The sequence below is a fragment of the Conyzicola sp. genome (genome assembly GCF_046714715.1).
Lineage (GTDB): Bacteria > Actinomycetota > Actinomycetes > Actinomycetales > Microbacteriaceae > Conyzicola.
On record NZ_JBKKAD010000200.1, the window covers coordinates 1 to 16,643 of the forward strand.

Genomic DNA, 16,643 nt, shown 5'->3' on the forward strand with positions numbered 1-16,643 from the left:
GGCATCGAGAGCGCGCTCAACGACTACCTCAGCGGCACCTCGAACGCCCAGTTCTTCGACCAGATCAACGCCATCTTCACCGGGCAGACCCCCAAGGGCGACGCCGTCGAGCTGACCATCGACCCGACTCTGCAGCAGGTGGCGTGGGACGCGCTCGGGGCGAACTCGGGATCCGTCGTGGCCCTCAACCCGAAGACCGGCGCGATCATGGCGATGGTGTCGAAGGCTTCCTTCGACCCCAACCTGCTCGCCGTGCACGACACCAACCAGGTGCTCGAGGCCTACGGCGCGCTCATCAACGACCCGGCCGACCCGCTCGCCAACCGCGCGATCGCCGGCGACATGTACACGCCCGGTTCCGTGTTCAAGCTCGTGGTGGCCGCGGCCGCCATCGACAGCGGTCGATTCACGGCCGACTCCGAGTTCCCGAACCCCGGCTCGCTGACACTGCCCGGCACGAGTTCGGTCATCACCAACTCCGAGGGCGGCTCCTGCGGCGGCGGCGCGACCGTCTCGATCGCGACGGCCCTGCGATTCTCGTGCAACATCCCGTTCGCCGAGCTCGGATTGGAGCTCGGCTACGACGCCGTCTCCGCCAAGGCGAAGGAATTCGGTTTCGAGGCAAGCCTCGACATACCGATGAGCACGACGCCCAGCGTCTACCCGCAGACCGAGAGCGACGCCCAGCAGATGCTGTCGTCGTTCGGTCAGGCGAGCGTGCGAGTCACACCTCTGCAGATCGCCATGGTCTCCGCCGCGATCGCCAACGACGGCATGCTCATGCAGCCGACTCTCGTCGAGAGCGTCCTGGCGTCTGACCTCACGGTCAGGGAGCAGTTGCAGCCCACCGTCTACAACACACCGATGACAACCGAAACGGCGGAAACATTGACCCAGATGATGATCAGTGCGGTATCCAGCGGTGGCGGCGGTAATGCGAGAATTAGCGGAGTCAACGTGGCGGGCAAGACAGGTACGGCAGAGAACGGCGACGGCGATCCGTACACTCTCTGGTTCACCGGTTTTGCTCCAGCGGAAGATCCACAGGTCGTCGTCGCCGTGGTGGTCGAAAACGGTGGTGGCCTCGGCCAGTCCGGATTCGGCAACACGGTCGCAGCTCCAATCGCAAAGAAAGTACTAGAGGCGGTGCTAAACAAATGAGACCCACCAGTGGCCTCACTTTCGGGGGCAGATACCAACTGTCCAGTCGCGTAGCGATTGGCGGGATGGGCGAAGTCTGGCAGGCAACCGACCTGGTGATCGGGCGCACCGTCGCGATCAAGATCCTTAAAGACGAGTACCTCGGCGATCCGGGCTTCCTCGAGCGCTTCCGCGCCGAGGCACGCCACGCGGCCCTCGTGAACCACGAGGGCATCGCCAACGTCTTCGACTACGGCGAGGAAGAGGGCAGCGCCTACCTCGTGATGGAACTCGTTCCGGGCGAGGCGCTCAGCGCGATCCTCGAGCGCGAGCGTGTGCTCTCGACCGACCGTGTGCTCGACATCGTGGCCCAGACGGCGAACGCGCTCTCCGCCGCGCACGCCGCCGGCCTCGTGCACCGCGACATCAAGCCGGGCAACCTGCTGATCACCCCTGACGGCCGCGTCAAGATCACCGACTTCGGCATCGCCCGCATCGCCGACCAGGTGCCGCTCACGGCCACCGGCCAGGTCATGGGCACCGTGCAGTACCTCTCGCCCGAACAGGCGAGCGGCCGCTCGGCGTCGCCCACCACCGACATCTACTCTCTCGGTATCGTCGCCTACGAGGCCCTCGCCGGCCGTCGCCCCTTCACGGGCGAGTCGCAGGTGGCCATCGCCATGGCGCAGATCAACGAGACGCCGCCCGAACTGCCGGTCACCATCTCGGAGCCCGTGCGCAACCTGGTCTACGCGTGTATCGCGAAGAACCCGGCCGACCGCCCGGCGAGTGCGGCGCACCTCGCCCGCGCCGCGCAGGCCCTGCGACGCGGTGACGTGTCGGCCGCCGCCGAAGCAGTGCCCGGTATTCTCGGCGCGGGTTCGCTCGCCGCCACGGCCGGCGCCAACTACGGCCAGAACGACGCGACGACCCGGTTGCTGACGGCCGAGGAGTCCGTTACGACCACGGCCCAGGTTCCCGCGCAGGAAGAGAAGCGCAATCCGTGGATGTGGCCGCTCATCGCCATCGTCTCGGTGCTCGCGGTCATCCTCGTCATCGTCATCGTCATGCTCCTGGCCAACCCCGCCGAGGAAGAGCCGAAGCCGTCGAACACCGCGACGAGCTCCACGCCGTCGAGCACGCCGACGCCCTCGGTCACGCCGAGTGCCACCCCGACCGTCGCGCCCGTCGTCATCAACGAAGACGAGTTCATCGGACTCACCGAGGCGCAGGCCAGGCAGAAGATCAACGGTCTCGGCCTCACCATGGAGACCCGCGTCGGTGACCCCGCCGAGACCAACGGCGACGTCGGCAAGGCCTACGCGGTCAGCCCGACGGGTCCCGTGACCACCTCCCAGTTGATCGCGGTGACGTTCTACGGCCCCGTGGCCGAGGTTCCGACCCCGCCACAGCCGTCCGCCGTGGCCCCGCCGTCGGGGACGCTCATCGTGGGCCAGGTCGCCACCGTCAGTTGGACGACCTACGCGGGCTGCCCGTCGGGTCACCCCCTCACCGGCTACACGTTCACCATCGGGGGCCCTGCCTCACAGTCACAGGAGCAGCCGAACCCCCTCGGCGCGAGCGCCACCTCGCTCGGCATCGACCTCACCGGTCCCGGGAACGTGACGGTGAGCTACATCGTGCAGTGCAGCGACCTCCAGTCGCCCGCATCGGCGAACACGACCTTCACCGTCGCCGCCGCTCCAGCAACCGGCTAACAGCGGGTGCGCATACCCCACGGAGTACACTGGCAAGGAAAATTGGCGCGGCCGACCGGGAGATAGTTTGTGATTGAAGGCGTAGCTCAGAGCGTGCGCCTGCTCGCGGGCAGGTACCAGGTCGGCGACCTCATCGGCCGGGGCGGCATGGCCGATGTCTACGTCGGCACCGACTCACGACTCGGTCGACGCGTCGCGATCAAGCTGCTCAAGCCCGAACTCGCCACCGACCCCGCCTTCCGCAGCCGCTTCCGACGCGAGGCGCAGGAAGCGGCCAAGATGGCGCATCCGACCATCGTGCGCATCTTCGACGCCGGCGAGGAGACCATCCTCGACGAAGACGGCGCCGAAGTGCAGCTGCCGTTCATCATCATGGAGTTCGTCGACGGACGCCTGCTCAAAGACATGATCGCCGACGGCCCGATCGGCCAGACCGAAGCGGTGCGCATCATCTCGCAGGTGCTCACCGCCCTCGAGTACTCGCACCGCGCCGGCGTCGTGCACCGCGACGTGAAGCCCGGCAACATCATGGTCACCACCGGCGGCCAGGTGAAGGTCATGGACTTCGGCATCGCCCGCGCCGTCTCCGACTCCTCGGCCAGTATCGCCGAGACCAGCACGATCGTGGGCACCGCCCAGTACTTCTCGCCTGAGCAGGCGCGCGGCGAGGCCGTCGACGCCCGCACCGACCTCTACTCCACCGGCATCGTGCTGTTCGAGATGCTCACCGCGCAGGCGCCGTTCACGGGTGACAACCCGGTCGCCGTCGCGTACCAGCACGTCAACCAGCAGCCGCTGCCGCCGAGCGCTCTCAACCCGCGGGTGTCCCCGGCGCTCGACGCCGTGGTGCTGCGTGCCATGGCGAAAGACCGCTTCGAACGCTTCCAGACCGCCGGGGAGTTCCGCATCGATGCGGAGACCGCCGCGGCCGGCTCGATTCCGGCCCGCAAGCCGGCCCCGGCCGGCGACTTCAACGCGGCGCTCTTCGGCGTCAATCCGAACTCGCGCGTCGGCTCCGAGGCCACGTTCCGACAGCTCAACGTCGACCAGAACGACCGCATCCCCCGCACCCAGAACCGCCCGCCGGTCGCCTGGATCTGGGGCGGCGTCGCCGTGCTCATCGTGATCATCATCGCGGTGTTCATGTGGGTGCAGACCGTCTCCCAGCCCACCGAGTACACCGGCAACGTGTCGATCCCCGTGCCCGAGGTGGTCGGCCTCACCTACGAAGAGGCGGCGACGGCGATCAGCGGCGAGAACCTCGCCTCCGAACGCGTCGACGAGACGAGCACCGAGGTCGAAGCCAACCGTGTGATCCGCACCGACCCCGAGGCGGGCATCCGCGTGGGCCCCGGGCAAGACATCACGGTCTACGTCTCGAGCGGCGCCAAGCCGGCCACCGTGCCGCAGATCGTCGGCATCGACCAGGCCGCCGCCGCCGAGGCGATCACCGCCGCCGCCCTGGTCGTCGGCACGTCGACCCTGGACTACTCGCCCAACGTCAAGGCCGGAATCGTCATGTCGGCGACTCCCGGCCCCGGCGAGGCCACCGGTGAGGGCGCCACGGTCACGATGGTCGTCTCCAACGGACTCGTGAAGGTTCCCGATGTCTCGGGTCAGGATGCCGCGGCCGCCAACACCGCGCTGCTGGCCCTGCAGCTCGAGGTCAGGTCCGTCGCCGATCTCTCCTGCTCCGGCGGCACGATCTCGTCGCAGTCGGTCATCGGCGACGCACCACAGCGTTCCGCGGTTCAGATCAACTTCTGCAACAAGCCCTAGGCGACGGTAACCAGCGGGGTGAGCCCCTTAGCGGTCTCGGCCGCCTCTGGCAGTCCCGCAACGGCCAGCCAGTTGCCGACCATGCGGTAGCCGCCCTCGGTCAGCACCGACTCGGGGTGGAACTGCACGCCGTAGATAGGCAGTGCCTCGTGGCGCACGCCCATGATCACGCCGCCGGCGGTGCGCGACGTCACGACGAGCTCGCTCGGGGTGGTGCCGTCGACGATCGCCAGCGAGTGGTAGCGGGTGGCCCGGAAGGGGTGCGGCACACCGTCGTAGAAGCCGCTGTCGTCATGGTCGATGAGCGACGTCTTGCCGTGCATCAGCTCGTCGGCGTGCGTCACCGTCGCGCCCATGGCCTCGGCGATGGCCTGGTGTCCGAGGCAGACGCCGAAGAGCGGCTGTCCGCTCTCGAGCACGGCGGTCACGATCGGGATCGAAACCCCCGCGGCAGCGGGCGTGCCGGGACCGGGCGAGAGCAGCACGGCGTCGAAGTCCGCAATGTAGCTGGCCGCGTCATCCGCGCTGAACGCATCGTTACGCACCACGGTCGTCTCGGCCCCCAACTGCTGCAGGTAACCGTTCAGGGTGTAGACGAAGCTGTCGTAATTGTCGACAACGAGAACACGGGTCATTCGCCTACCGTCACTTCCGGGGGTACAAACAGTTCATTGACGAACGGAAACACCCACAGTACGAGCACAGTGAGCACCACCGCAACGAGCACGACAGCTGTGATAATGCGCACCCACAGCGGGCCGGGGAGAAGACGCCAGAATGCCGCGTACATCAGTTGGCTCCTGCCTGAACGAGGGTCGCGATCTCGGCGGGCGCTCCGCCGGCTCGGGGATACCAGGTCTCGAAGACGCCGTAGGCGATGATGCGCTCGGCCGACGAGAGGTACGGGTGGCAGCTGGTCAGAGTGATGATGCGATCGGTGGATGTCGCGTCCGCGACCTGGGGGACGGGCTCCAGCACCCCGATGCCCGTGGGCCGCACGTACTCGGTACCCCGGTAGACGTACTCGTACCAGCCGTCCTCGGTTTCCACGAAGATGCTGTCGCCCACCACCAGTTTGTTGATGTCGTGGAATCCCGCGCCGTAGGTGGTGCGGTGTGCGGCGACGGCGAAGTTGCCGATCTCGCCGGGCATCTGCGTCTGCGGGTAGTGGCCGACGCCGGTCTTGCGGTTGTTCAGCACTGCGAGGCCGACACCCTCGGCGATCGGCCGGCGGTAGTCGCTGCCGAGTCGGGGCACGATCAGGTTGGCGAACGAGGCGCCCTCCGCGGGCGGCGTCGCCACGATCGGTTCGCCCGGGTCGACCGGAACCGCGGTGGCGGTGGCCGTCGGGCTCGGCACCGGAGCCCGGTCCGCGTCGTCCCACTGCTGCGCGAGTTCGTTGGCGGCCGATGTCTGCTCGGCGCCGACGATGATGTCGTTGAGCCAGACCTGCCAGCCGAGGAAGAGCAGCACCAGCACGCCCGCCGTGATGAAGAGCTCGCCGAGAACGCCGACGACCGAGATCCGGCGGCGGCGCGGTCGGCGCGGCGGCTCGGATGGTGCGGCCCCGACGGGCACGCGTTCGGTCTCGGACATCACTCGATTGTACGGTGCGCGCCTGTCCGCGATCCCAGCGTGTGCGCGGCTGCGCGGACGACACGCAGGCGTTTCAGGATAGAATTTGCGGCATGGCCCGCAGCGAACGAATCAAGACCGACCGTACCGCCGAAACGCGCCCCGGCGAGCAGGCACCGAACCCGGTGTGGTTCAAGCCGATCATGTTCGGTTTCATGCTCATCGGGCTCGTCTGGATCATCGTCTTCTACGTGAGCGGCGCCAGCCAGCTCCCCATCCCCGACCTCGGTTCGGGCAACATCCTCGTCGGCTTCGGCATCATGTTCATCGGCTTCCTGATGACGACACGCTGGCGCTAGAACCGCAACTTCCGCGGTAATTAAGGGCTAACTACACGGGTGTAATTATCCCCAGTGTGTACAAGCCTGTGGATAACTTGCCTAGACGGTTACGCCGACGATCGTGATCGCGATAAGAGCGACGGCCACGCCCACGACGGACGCGATCTGAACCGCCTTCTTGCTGCGGTGACGCGTGGCCATGTAGATCGCCGCCACACCTGCTCCCACGACGAGACCGCCGAGGTGAGCCTGCCAGGCGACACCGGGAACGACGAACCCGATCACCAGGTTGAGCCCGATCACGATCAGCAACTGCACGTTGTTGCCACCCAGGCGGCGCTGGATCACGAAGAACGCCCCGAGCAGGCCGAAGATCGCACCCGACGCACCCACGACCACGGCGCCCGGAGCGAGCAGCAGCACTGCTACCGACCCGCCGATAGCGGCGAGCAGGTAGAGCGCCAGGAACCGCACCCTGCCGACTGCCTGCTCGATGATCGGCCCGAAGATGAAGAGCGAGTACATGTTGAACAGGATGTGGAAGATCGACGTCTGCGAGTGCAGGAACGCCGCCGTCAGCATGCGCCACGGCTCGACCGCGGTGAACGGCGGGTAGTAGGCGAGGGCCTGGTACACGGCGCCGTTCGACACCCACTGGGCGATGAAGAGCAGCAGGTTCAGGCCGATGAGCGAGTAGGTCACCACGGGAACGCCGCTCGAGGAGCGCATGGAGCGCTTGATTCGCGTCGTGGTTCCGCGGCTCACGCGAGGCGCGCTCTCGCGCGCCTCGCGTACGCACTCGGGGCAGTGCACCCCGACGGCGGCCTGTGTCTGGCATTCCGAACAGACGGTGCGACCGCACCGTTGGCAGATGATGAAGCTCTGCCGGTCGGGATGCCGGTAACAGAAGTTGTCCGGATTCCTGTCGGTATCCGTCACGGGAGTGTCTAGACCTGGTCGACGGTGACGCTCTCAATGACGACGTCATTGAGCGGCTTGTCGCTGCCGTTGGTGGGCACGGCCTCGATCGCGTCGACGACGCGCTTCGACTCGTCGTCGGCAACGAAGCCGAAGATGGTGTGCTTTCCCTGCAGCCACTGGGTCGGAACCGTGGTGATGAAGAACTGCGAGCCGTTGGTTCCCTTGCCGCCGCGCGTGCCGGCGTTAGCCATGGCGAGAACGTAGGGCTCGTTGAAGTTCAGCTCGGGGTGGATCTCGTCGTCGAACTCGTAGCCGGGTCCGCCGATGCCCTGGCCGAGCGGGTCGCCGCCCTGAAGCATGAACTGCTTGATGATGCGGTGGAAGATGATGCCGTCGTACAGCTTGTCGGTCGAGACCTTGCCTGTAGCGGGGTGGGTCCATTCCTTCGTGCCAGTTGCAAGTCCGACGAAGTTATCGACGGTCTTGGGGGCGTGGTTGCCAAGGAGGTTGACCTTGATAACGCCGAGGTTGGTGGTGATCGTGGCGACAGCAGTATGCGAAGACATAGTCCTAATTCTTGCATAGCCTCTCCGTGCGCTGCCCGCTAGCGCACAGGCGGCTCACAGGCCTAGCCGTTTCGCTCGCTAGAGTGGCGTGACAAGATTGAATCGTTCGCTGCACAACGACGACGGAGGTTTTTCAATGGGACTGTCACGGAAGCGGCAGCGAGAGTTCACTCGGCTTAAGAAGCAGGCCGAAGAACTGTTGCAAAGCCAGAAGGACGTGCTCGAGCACGCCGGCGGCGTAGTACGTGAGGCGAGCCACCAGGCCGCCAACTACGCTCGCGAAGAAGTAAGCCCTCGGGTCAAGGACGCCTACGGCTCCAGCCTGAAGCCCGTGGTCGCCACCGGCATCACGGCCACCCAGACGGTGGCGTCCACCGCGAAGGAAAAGATCGAGCACGACGTGCTGCCGGCCTTCGCTTCGGCGATCGCCTCGGCCCTCGCCGTTCTCGACGCGGCCAAGAGCCCGCAGGTGCGCGACGCCATCCGCCGCGTCTCCGCCGGCTCCGAGGAGGCGTCGAAGCAGCTCGCGAAGCGCGCCGACAAACTCGGCAAGAAGGCAGAGACGTTCGGTAAGAACGTGTCGAAGAACGCCACGGCGATCGGCCGCAAGGTCGGCGTCGTCGAGAAGCCGAAGAGCGGCCCCGGAAAGTACATCCTCATCGGTCTCGGCGTCGTTGCCGTAGCCGGCGTCGCGTACGCCGTGTGGCAGACGCTGCGCGCCGACGACGACCTGTGGATCGACGACGACCTCGAGCCCGGAGCCGACACCGTCGACCCCGCAGCCGTAGGCGCCATCTAGAAGAGCACGACGCACGAAGGCCCGCTCCGGCGGGCCTTCGCCCGTTAACGGGCGGGCAGCGGGCCCCGAGCGGTACCAACAACCACGGTCGCCCGCACAGGGCGCCTTCTGGGTGCGCGAAGCCACCGTTAAACACGGAAGTCGCCTACCAAGAGGCGACATCGAGAACGTGGAGCCTAGGAGAATCGAACTCCTGACCTCCTGCTTGCAAAGCAGGCGCTCTACCAATTGAGCTAAGGCCCCGAAGGGTTGAACTCACTCTCGTGAGTCACAGTGGGGGTACCGGGATTTGAACCTGGGACCTCTTCATTATCAGTGAAGCGCTCTAACCAACTGAGCTATACCCCCGCGGGCAGATTCGAGAGTACCGTACCTGCGCCGGGAATCCCAATCGAGCGACCAGGCGCCCGCATCGGGTTAGTTGTTCGTGAATCCGACGAGCAGTCCGCCCGTGATCCGCACGCTGAAGTTGTAGAGAACGCTCGTGATCGCGCCGAGGGCGGTACCCACGATGATGTTGAGGATCGCCACGACGACGGTGAACAGAGACACCTGCACGAGCGAGAAGCTGTCGGTGATACTGAACGACTCGTCGCCCAAAATCTCGGCCAGCGTTCTGTCGAGAGTCTCGAAGATGTTCGTCGACTGCAACACGAGGTACACGAGGATCGTCGCCACAACGAGCACGATGCCGAGCGACACGGCGACGAGGAACGACAGCTTCACGGTCGACCAGAAGTCGACGTAGACCAGCTTGAGACGCACCTGCTTGGTGGCAACGGGGCGCTGCGACTTGCGCTGCAGCTTTTCGGCGACGCTACTCATCTACTGATTCGTCCTCTCCAGAGACGACGGGCACCGCCGGAATTTCTCCGACTACTACTTCGCCATCCTGATTAACTAGATTGCGTTCGCTGTTCTTCGCAAGCGCGATAATTCTGTCATCCTCGGCGAAACGGGCGAAAACGACGCCCATTGTGTCCCTGCCCTTGGCGGGAACTTCGGCCACGGAGGAGCGTACCACCTTGCCGCTGGCAAGGACCACAAGCACCTCGTCGTCGTCAGATACGATAAGAGCGCCCGCCAGATCGCCGCGGGCGTCCTGGAGCTTGGCCACCTTGATGCCCAAGCCGCCGCGGCCCTGTACCCGGTACTCGTCGGTGGACGTGCGCTTGGCGAATCCGCCCTCCGTGACGACGAAGACGAAGCCGGCGTCGGTGACGACCGAGGCCGAGAGCAGCTCGTCTCCCTCGCGGAAGTCCATGCCCTTCACACCCGAGGTGGAGCGGCCCATCGGGCGCATCGCCGAGTCGGACGCGGTGAAGCGGATCGACATTCCCTTGTGCGAGACCAGCAGCACGTCCTGCGTCTCTTCGACGAGCATGGCCGAGACCAGCTCGTCTTCGTCGCGCAGGTTGATGGCGATGATGCCGCCGGTGCGGTTCGTGTCGTACTCGGTGAGCGCCGTCTTCTTCACGAGACCGCGACGGGTGGCGAGCACGAGGTACTTCGCCGCCTGGTAGTCGGGGATGTCGAGAATCTGGGCGATCTCCTCGCCCGGCTGCAGCGCGAGCAGGTTGGCGACGTGCTGGCCCTTCGCGTCGCGGCCGGCCTCCTGCAGTTCGTAGGCCTTCGCGCGGTAGACCCGGCCGGTGTTCGTGAAGAACAGCAGCCAGTGGTGCGTGGTCGTGACGAAGAAGTGCTCGACGACGTCGTCGGCCCGTAGTTGCGCGCCCTTGACGCCCTTTCCGCCGCGGTGCTGGCTGCGGTAGTTGTCGCTGCGCGTGCGCTTGATGTAGCCGCCTCGCGTGACGGTGATGACCATCTCCTCTTCGGGGATGAGGTCTTCCATGCTCATGTCGCCGTCGAAGCCGAACATGATCTCGGTGCGGCGGTCGTCGCCGAAACGGTCGACCAACTCGGTGAGCTCTTCCGAAACGATCTCGCGCTGGCGGGCCGGCGTCGCGAGGATGTGGTGGTACTCGGCGATCTTCGCCTCCCACTCGGCGGCCTCGTCGACGATCTTCTGTCGTTCGAGCGCCGCGAGACGGCGGAGCTGCATGTCGAGGATGGCACGTGCCTGCAGTTCGTCGATGGTGAGCAGTTCCATCAGGCCGTCGCGGGCCGTCTCGGTGTCGGCGCTGCGGCGGATGAGCGCGATGACCTCGTCGAGCGCGTCGAGCGCCTTCAGGTACGCGCGCAGGATGTGCATGCGCTCTTCGGCCTTCTTCAGGCGGAAGGTAGTGCGGCGCACGATCACTTCGATCTGGTGGTCGATCCAGTGGGTGATGAACCCGTCGATCGGCAGCGTACGCGGAATTCCGTCGACGATGGCGAGCATGTTCGCGCCGAAGTTGTCCTGCAGCTGCGTGTGCTTGTAGAGGTTGTTGAGAACAACCTTGGCCACGGCGTCGCGCTTGAGCACGATCACGAGGCGCTGGCCGGTGCGGCCCGAGGTCTCGTCGCGGATGTCGGCGATCCCGCCGATCTTGCCTTCCTTGACGAGCTCGGCGATCTTCAGCGCGAGGTTGTCGGGGTTCACCTGGTACGGCAGTTCCGTCACGACGAGGCAGGTGCGGCCCTGGAGTTCTTCGACGTTGACGACCGCGCGCATCGTGATGGATCCGCGTCCCGTGCGGTAGGCATCCTGAATTCCCTTGATGCCGAGAATCTGTGCGCCGGTCGGGAAGTCGGGACCCTTGATGCGCTCGATCAGCGCTTCGAGCAGCTCTTCGCGCGGAGCCTCCGGGTGTTCGAGCGCCCAGAGAGCTCCGGATGCCACCTCCCGCAGGTTGTGCGGAGGGATATTGGTCGCCATACCCACGGCGATACCGACCGAGCCGTTCACGAGCAGGTTCGGGAAGCGTGCCGGCAGCACGACGGGCTCCTGCGTCTTCCCGTCGTAGTTGGGGACGAAGTCGACGGTTTCCTCGTCGATGTCGCGCACCATCTCCATGGCGAGCGGGGCCATCTTGGTCTCGGTGTACCGGGGGGCGGCGGCGCCGTCGTTTCCGGCCGAACCGAAGTTGCCCTGGCCGAGAGCGAGCGGGTAGCGCAGGCTCCACGGCTGCACCAGGCGCACCAGTGCGTCATAGATCGACGAGTCGCCGTGCGGGTGGAACTGGCCCATGACCTCGCCGACCACGCGGGTGCACTTGTTGAAGCCCTTGTCGGGACGGTAGCCGCCGTCGTACATCGCGTAGATCACGCGGCGGTGCACGGGCTTCAGGCCGTCGCGCACCTCGGGCAACGCGCGCCCGACGATGACGCTCATCGCGTAGTCGAGGTAGGAGCGCTGCATCTCGAGCTGCAGGTCGACCTGGTCGACCTTGTCGTGACGCGTGTCGATGACGGCCTTCTCGAAGGTCGGTTCGGCGGCTTCGGTGCCGTCTGGTGTTGTTTCGTCAGCCATAGTTCTTTTCCTTAGCCGGTCCCTGAGCTTGTCGAAGGGGCCATAGCGCCGGTCCCTTCGATGAGCTCAGGGACCGAGGTGGGTATTAGATGTCGAGGAAGCGCACGTCTTTGGCGTTGCGCTGGATGAAGTTGCGGCGCGATTCGACGTCTTCGCCCATCAGGGTCGAGAAGATCTCGTCGGCCGCCGCGGCGTCGTCCAGGGTCACCTGCAGAAGCGTGCGGGTCGCCGGGTCCATCGTGGTCTCCCACAGCTCGCTGTAATCCATCTCGCCGAGACCCTTGTACCGCTGGATGCCGTTCTCTTTCGGGATGCGCTTGCCGGCGGCGAGGCCGAGCTCCAGCATGCCGTCGCGCTCCTTGTCGCTGTACACGAACTGGTGCTCGGCGTTCGTCCACTTGAGGCGGTAGAGCGGCGGCTGCGCGAGGTACACGTAGCCGTGGTCGATGAGCGGGCGCATGTAGCGGAAAAGCAGGGTGAGCAGCAGCGTCGTGATGTGCTGGCCGTCGACGTCGGCGTCGGCCATCAGGACGATCTTGTGGTACCGGACCTTCTCGGGGTCGAAGTCTTCGCCGATGCCCGCGCCGAAGGCGGTGATCATCGCCTGTACTTCGGCATTGCCGAGGGCGCGGTCGAGACGCGCCTTCTCGACGTTGAGGATCTTGCCGCGCAGCGGCAGGATGGCCTGGAACTGCGGGTCGCGACCCTGCACGGCGGAACCGCCTGCGGAGTCACCCTCCACGATGTAGATCTCGCTGAGCGAGGGGTCTTTCGAGGAGCAGTCGCGCAGCTTGCCGGGCATGCCGCCCGACTCGAGGAGTCCCTTGCGGCGGGTCTGCTCGCGCGCCTTGCGGGCGGCGAGGCGCGCCTGCGAGGCCTGGATCGCCTTGCGAATGACGTCGCGCGCCTGTGTGGGGTTGCGGTCGAACCAGTCGCCGAGCTGCTGGCCGGCGACCCGCTGCACGAAGGCCTTCGCCTCAGTGTTGCCGAGCTTGGTCTTGGTCTGGCCCTCGAACTGCGGCTCGGCGAGCTTTACCGAGATGACCGCGGTGAGACCCTCGCGCACATCGTCGCCGGAGAGGTTCTCGTCTTTCTCCTTGATGATGCCCTTCTCGCGGGCATACCGGTTGACGAGGGTCGTGAGGGCGGCGCGGAAGCCCTCTTCGTGGGTTCCGCCCTCGTGGGTGTTGATCGTGTTCGCGTAGGTGTGAACGCTCTCGGTGTAGGCGTTGGTCCACTGCATCGCGACCTCGAGCGAGATCTTACGATCGGTGTCTTCCGACTCGAACGCGATGATGTCGGGGTGGATGAGCTCGGCCTTCTTGGCCTTGTTCAGGTACTCGACGTAGTCGACGAGCCCCTTCTCGTACATGTAGCTCTCGACTACGTCTTCTTCGCCACGCTCGTCGGTGAGGGTGATGCGCAGGCCCTTGTTGAGGAACGCCATCTGCTGGAAACGGGCACGGAGGGTCTCGTGGTCGAACTCGACCGTTTCGAAGGTCTCTTCGCTCGGCCAGAAGGTCTGCTGGGTACCGGTCTCGTCGGTCGCCTCGCCCTTCTCGAGCGGCGCGGTGGGCACACCGTCGTGGAAGCTCATGCGCCAGACGTGGCCCTGACGGCGCACCTCGGTCTCGACCTTGCTCGAGAGTGCGTTCACGACGGAGATACCCACGCCGTGCAGTCCGCCCGATACGGAGTAGCCGCCGCCGCCGAACTTGCCGCCGGCGTGCAGGATGGTCATAACGACCTCGACGGTCGACTTCTGCTCTTGCTTGTTGATGTCGACCGGGATGCCGCGACCGTTGTCGCGCACGCGGATCGAGCCGTCTTTGCGCATCGTCACGAGAATGAGGTCGCAGTAGCCGGCGAGTGCCTCGTCGACGGAGTTGTCGACTACCTCGTAGACCAGGTGGTGCAGACCGCGCGGACCGGTGGAACCGATGTACATACCGGGACGCTTGCGAACGGCTTCGAGCCCCTCGAGAATCTGGATCTGGTCTGCGCCGTAGCTATCGTCGTGCAGATCCTCGGTGGGAATAGTCGCCATCTGAAATTGTGCTCCTGCCGCGTCTGTGATCACGCCATCCGAGTTTGTGGTCCCACTATGGGACGCGCTCGACGGCCCCTCCAGTCTACCAAATCACGACACCCGCCGCTCGCTCTGAGGCCGTATGCCGCGCTTTCTGTGGAGGGGTGACCAGATTTGTCCACCTAGCCGTAAGTATCGCGCGGGCCCCGGCCTGGAATTGATCTGGGGCCCCGTTTCCAGGACGGGGCGTTCGGCCCTTCGAAGCGAACCGACTGGATCTTCGCGTCCGGGTAGCGGAGGGCGATGTGCGTGGTGATCTGCGTGCGCATGAGCCGCAGCTGCGTGGCCCACGCGGTGGAGTCGCACTGGATGGTGAGCACGCCGTCTTCTATGCCGGTCGGCGTGGAGTGTTCCGCGGTCTCGGCACCCGCGATCTCCACCCAGGACGCGACCAGGTCGGACTGCGCGAGCGGGGAGGTCCAGCCCATGTTGCTGGTGAGCCCGTCGATGACGTCGGAGAGGCCGAGCGGGTCGCGACCCGCGCCAAAAGGGACGCTCGCGCCATCCACTCTTTTCTCGCGCTTTTTCTGATCGTTCGACTTGAACACCCCGGTGCCGAACAGCTGCCGGAAGCGCATGTACACCGCACGGGCCTCGTCGTTGTCGCGCGGTGGAACCTGATTCGTCACGATTCCTCCCCCTCCACGATACGGCCGGCCTTGATGCGCACGATATGCCCGGCGAGTTCTTTCGGAACGTCGTCGAGCACGGCCGCGGTGATGAGTACCTGCTCGAATCCGTCAATCGCCGCCGCGAGGCGGCCACGGCGCGACTCGTCGAGCTCGGCGAACACGTCGTCGAGGATCAGCACCGGGTCGCCGGTGGACGATTCCCGACGCAGAACGGCGGCGGCGGCCAGCTTGAGTGACAGCGCGAACGACCACGACTCGCCATGGCTCGCGTATCCGCGGGCCGGCAGGTCGTTGAGTTCGAGCACGAGGTCGTCGCGATGCGGCCCCGCGAGGGTGATGCCGCGGTCGACCTCTGAGCGCCGCAGGCGCGCGAGCGCGGCACGGAAGTTCTTCGAGATCTCGTCGAGGTCGAGGGCCCCCCCGCGCACCGCGTTCTGCTCGATCGTCGCCTCGTCGCCGACATCGCTCGACAGAATGCTGAGGTAGCTGGCGAGTGACGCGCGATGGTCGGCGCCGGCGATGGCCGCGTAGGCGGCCTTTACCTCGGGAAGCAGTTCGGCGATCAGCGCGCTGCGGGCCTGGATGAGTTCGGATCCGAACTCGACGAGGCGTTCGTCCCAGATTTCGAGGGTCGAGAGCGCGTTCTCGCGAAGACCGGATGCCCGCGCCAACTTGAGCAGGGAGTTGCGCTGTTTCAGAACGCGGTCGTAGTCGACCATCACTCTGCTGAGGCGGGGAAAGCGCTGCACGAGAAGCTCGTCCATGTAGCGGCGGCGACCCGAGGGATCGCCGCGGACGAGCGCGAGATCTTCGGGGGCGAACAGGATGCTCGAGAAATAGCGGGGCAGGTCTCGCGTCTTGATCGCGGAGCGGTTGATCTGGGCGCGGTTCGCTCCGGTGCGGTTGATCTGCACCTCGGCGAGAATCTGACGCTCGCCGTTCTGCAGCCTGGCCCTCACGATCGCCGCGTCTTGGCCGGCGCGGATCATCGCGTGGTCGGTCGAGACGCGGTGGGATCCGAGCGAGCTCAGAAACCCGAGAGCTTCGACCAGATTGGTCTTGCCCTGTCCGTTGCTGCCGACGAAGACGTTCGCTCCCGTCACCAGCCCAACGTCAACGGTTTCGTAGTTACGAAAGTCGGTGAGGTTGAGCTGGGTGACGATCACGAGAGAGGTGGTGCTATTCCGCCTTGCGGACGGAGTGTCCGCCGAACTGGTTACGAAGAGCCGCGACGGCCTTCATCGAGGGCGAGTCACCCTGGCGCGACACGAAGCGCGCGAAGATCGCCGCGCTGATCGTGGGAACCGGGACGGCGTTGTTGAGCGCCTCTTCGACGGTCCAGCGACCCTCGCCGGAGTCCTCGACGTAGCCTTCGATCTCCTTGAATTCGGGGTCTTCCTTAAGAGCCTTCACCAGCAGCTCGAGCAGCCACGAACGCACGACGGTGCCGCGCTGCCAGGCCTCGAACGTTCCGGTGACGTCCTTGATGATGTCCTTGCGGGTGTCGAGAAGCTCGTATCCCTCGGCCCACGCCTGCATCAGCGCGTACTCGATGCCGTTGTGCACCATCTTGGCGTAGTGGCCCGCGCCGCTGGGGCCCAGGTGGGCCCAGCCTTTATCAGCGGCCGGCGCCAGCGTCTCTAGAATCGGCCGCAGCGGGCCAACCGCCTC

General features: G+C 65.8%; 15 protein-coding genes, 2 tRNA genes and 1 pseudogene. 5 read left to right on the forward strand and 13 right to left on the reverse strand.

Annotated features, from left to right (window positions below; all coding sequences use genetic code 11):
• The 3 genes from ACLQ6X_RS15980 to pknB form a co-directional block, all read left to right on the forward strand.
• Positions 1-1,161 (forward strand): peptidoglycan D,D-transpeptidase FtsI family protein (locus ACLQ6X_RS15980; RefSeq protein ID WP_411701138.1); only part of this gene is annotated, 1,161 nt, incomplete at its 5' end.
• Entirely contained in the window at positions 1,158-2,858 is a 1,701-nt protein-coding gene (locus tag ACLQ6X_RS15985; protein WP_411701139.1) for a protein kinase domain-containing protein, read from the forward strand. The genes ACLQ6X_RS15980 and ACLQ6X_RS15985, both read left to right, overlap by 4 nt.
• A 69-nt stretch (positions 2,859-2,927) precedes the next feature.
• Positions 2,928-4,637: a Stk1 family PASTA domain-containing Ser/Thr kinase gene (gene pknB, locus ACLQ6X_RS15990; protein ID WP_411701140.1), complete on the forward strand. Its 1,710-nt coding sequence runs from the start codon at positions 2,928-2,930 to the stop codon at positions 4,635-4,637.
• Here pknB and ACLQ6X_RS15995 read toward each other — a convergent pair.
• From ACLQ6X_RS15995 to ACLQ6X_RS16005, 3 genes are read right to left on the reverse strand one after another with little or no spacing between them, the layout of a single operon-like run.
• Entirely contained in the window at positions 4,634-5,272 is a 639-nt protein-coding gene (locus ACLQ6X_RS15995; protein WP_411701141.1) for an anthranilate synthase component II, read from the reverse strand. The genes pknB and ACLQ6X_RS15995 overlap by 4 nt on opposite strands.
• On the reverse strand, positions 5,269-5,427 hold the full coding sequence (locus ACLQ6X_RS16000; RefSeq protein WP_411701142.1) for a hypothetical protein: 159 nt from the start codon (positions 5,425-5,427) through the stop codon (positions 5,269-5,271). Before ACLQ6X_RS16000 ends, ACLQ6X_RS15995 begins: the two co-directional genes overlap by 4 nt.
• Positions 5,427-6,233: a class E sortase gene (locus ACLQ6X_RS16005; RefSeq protein ID WP_411701143.1), complete on the reverse strand. Its 807-nt coding sequence runs from the start codon at positions 6,231-6,233 to the stop codon at positions 5,427-5,429. Before ACLQ6X_RS16005 ends, ACLQ6X_RS16000 begins: the two co-directional genes overlap by 1 nt.
• 92 nt (positions 6,234-6,325) lie before the next feature.
• On the opposite strand from ACLQ6X_RS16005, the gene ACLQ6X_RS16010 reads away from it, so the two are divergent.
• Complete coding sequence (locus tag ACLQ6X_RS16010) at positions 6,326-6,571, forward strand: cell division protein CrgA (RefSeq protein WP_411701144.1); 246 nt, start codon at positions 6,326-6,328, stop codon at positions 6,569-6,571.
• Positions 6,572-6,652: 81 nt separating this feature from the next.
• Here ACLQ6X_RS16010 and ACLQ6X_RS16015 read toward each other — a convergent pair whose 3' ends face one another.
• Positions 6,653-7,318, reverse strand: coding sequence for a rhomboid family intramembrane serine protease (locus ACLQ6X_RS16015; RefSeq protein ID WP_411701145.1), 666 nt, complete (start codon positions 7,316-7,318; stop codon positions 6,653-6,655).
• A 182-nt stretch (positions 7,319-7,500) separates the two neighbouring features.
• Positions 7,501-8,040, reverse strand: a complete 540-nt coding sequence (locus tag ACLQ6X_RS16020) for a peptidylprolyl isomerase (RefSeq protein ID WP_411701146.1) — start codon at positions 8,038-8,040, stop codon at positions 7,501-7,503.
• Between the two features lie 136 nt (positions 8,041-8,176).
• Between ACLQ6X_RS16020 and ACLQ6X_RS16025 the strand changes: the two genes are divergently transcribed.
• Entirely contained in the window at positions 8,177-8,839 is a 663-nt protein-coding gene (locus ACLQ6X_RS16025) for a DNA helicase (protein WP_411701147.1), read from the forward strand.
• Between the two features lie 170 nt (positions 8,840-9,009).
• Here the strand turns inward: ACLQ6X_RS16025 and ACLQ6X_RS16030 are convergent.
• The 8 genes and pseudogenes from ACLQ6X_RS16030 to ACLQ6X_RS16065 form a co-directional block, all read right to left on the reverse strand.
• Positions 9,010-9,082, reverse strand: a tRNA-Ala gene (locus tag ACLQ6X_RS16030).
• A gap of 31 nt (positions 9,083-9,113) precedes the next feature.
• Positions 9,114-9,187 (reverse strand) — tRNA-Ile (locus tag ACLQ6X_RS16035).
• A gap of 69 nt (positions 9,188-9,256) precedes the next feature.
• The gene (locus ACLQ6X_RS16040) at positions 9,257-9,664 is read right to left on the reverse strand and encodes a DUF3566 domain-containing protein (RefSeq protein WP_411701148.1); all 408 of its coding nucleotides are present in this window, start codon (positions 9,662-9,664) and stop codon (positions 9,257-9,259) included.
• On the reverse strand, positions 9,657-12,251 hold the full coding sequence (gene gyrA / locus ACLQ6X_RS16045) for a DNA gyrase subunit A (RefSeq protein ID WP_411701149.1): 2,595 nt from the start codon (positions 12,249-12,251) through the stop codon (positions 9,657-9,659). Before gyrA ends, ACLQ6X_RS16040 begins: the two co-directional genes overlap by 8 nt.
• A gap of 85 nt (positions 12,252-12,336) precedes the next feature.
• On the reverse strand, positions 12,337-14,298 hold the full coding sequence (gene gyrB, locus ACLQ6X_RS16050) for a DNA topoisomerase (ATP-hydrolyzing) subunit B (RefSeq protein WP_411701150.1): 1,962 nt from the start codon (positions 14,296-14,298) through the stop codon (positions 12,337-12,339).
• A gap of 164 nt (positions 14,299-14,462) precedes the next feature.
• Positions 14,463-14,918, reverse strand: coding sequence for a DUF721 domain-containing protein (locus ACLQ6X_RS16055; protein ID WP_411701152.1), 456 nt, complete (start codon positions 14,916-14,918; stop codon positions 14,463-14,465).
• 47 nt (positions 14,919-14,965) lie between these two features.
• Positions 14,966-16,138, reverse strand: coding sequence for a DNA replication/repair protein RecF (gene recF / locus ACLQ6X_RS16060; RefSeq protein ID WP_411701151.1), 1,173 nt, complete (start codon positions 16,136-16,138; stop codon positions 14,966-14,968).
• A 13-nt stretch (positions 16,139-16,151) separates the two neighbouring features.
• Positions 16,152-16,643, reverse strand: a pseudogene (locus tag ACLQ6X_RS16065) (6-phosphogluconate dehydrogenase); the annotation flags it as partial.

Excerpts from the sequence above, each read along its gene's own strand:
- ACLQ6X_RS16040 (WP_411701148.1), bottom strand. The coding sequence starts at position 9,664 with ATGAGTAGCGTCGCCGAAAAGCTGCAGCGCAAGTCGCAGCGCCCCGTT.
- ACLQ6X_RS16010 (WP_411701144.1), top strand. The coding sequence starts at position 6,326 with ATGGCCCGCAGCGAACGAATCAAGACCGACCGTACCGCCGAAACGCGC.
- ACLQ6X_RS16055 (WP_411701152.1), bottom strand. The coding sequence starts at position 14,918 with ATGCGCTTCCGGCAGCTGTTCGGCACCGGGGTGTTCAAGTCGAACGAT.
- gyrA (WP_411701149.1), bottom strand. The coding sequence starts at position 12,251 with ATGGCTGACGAAACAACACCAGACGGCACCGAAGCCGCCGAACCGACC.
- ACLQ6X_RS15995 (WP_411701141.1), bottom strand. The coding sequence starts at position 5,272 with ATGACCCGTGTTCTCGTTGTCGACAATTACGACAGCTTCGTCTACACC.
- ACLQ6X_RS16020 (WP_411701146.1), bottom strand. The coding sequence starts at position 8,040 with ATGTCTTCGCATACTGCTGTCGCCACGATCACCACCAACCTCGGCGTT.
- ACLQ6X_RS16000 (WP_411701142.1), bottom strand. The coding sequence starts at position 5,427 with ATGTACGCGGCATTCTGGCGTCTTCTCCCCGGCCCGCTGTGGGTGCGC.
- ACLQ6X_RS15985 (WP_411701139.1), top strand. The coding sequence starts at position 1,158 with ATGAGACCCACCAGTGGCCTCACTTTCGGGGGCAGATACCAACTGTCC.
- gyrB (WP_411701150.1), bottom strand. The coding sequence starts at position 14,298 with ATGGCGACTATTCCCACCGAGGATCTGCACGACGATAGCTACGGCGCA.
- ACLQ6X_RS16025 (WP_411701147.1), top strand. The coding sequence starts at position 8,177 with ATGGGACTGTCACGGAAGCGGCAGCGAGAGTTCACTCGGCTTAAGAAG.
- ACLQ6X_RS16005 (WP_411701143.1), bottom strand. The coding sequence starts at position 6,233 with ATGTCCGAGACCGAACGCGTGCCCGTCGGGGCCGCACCATCCGAGCCG.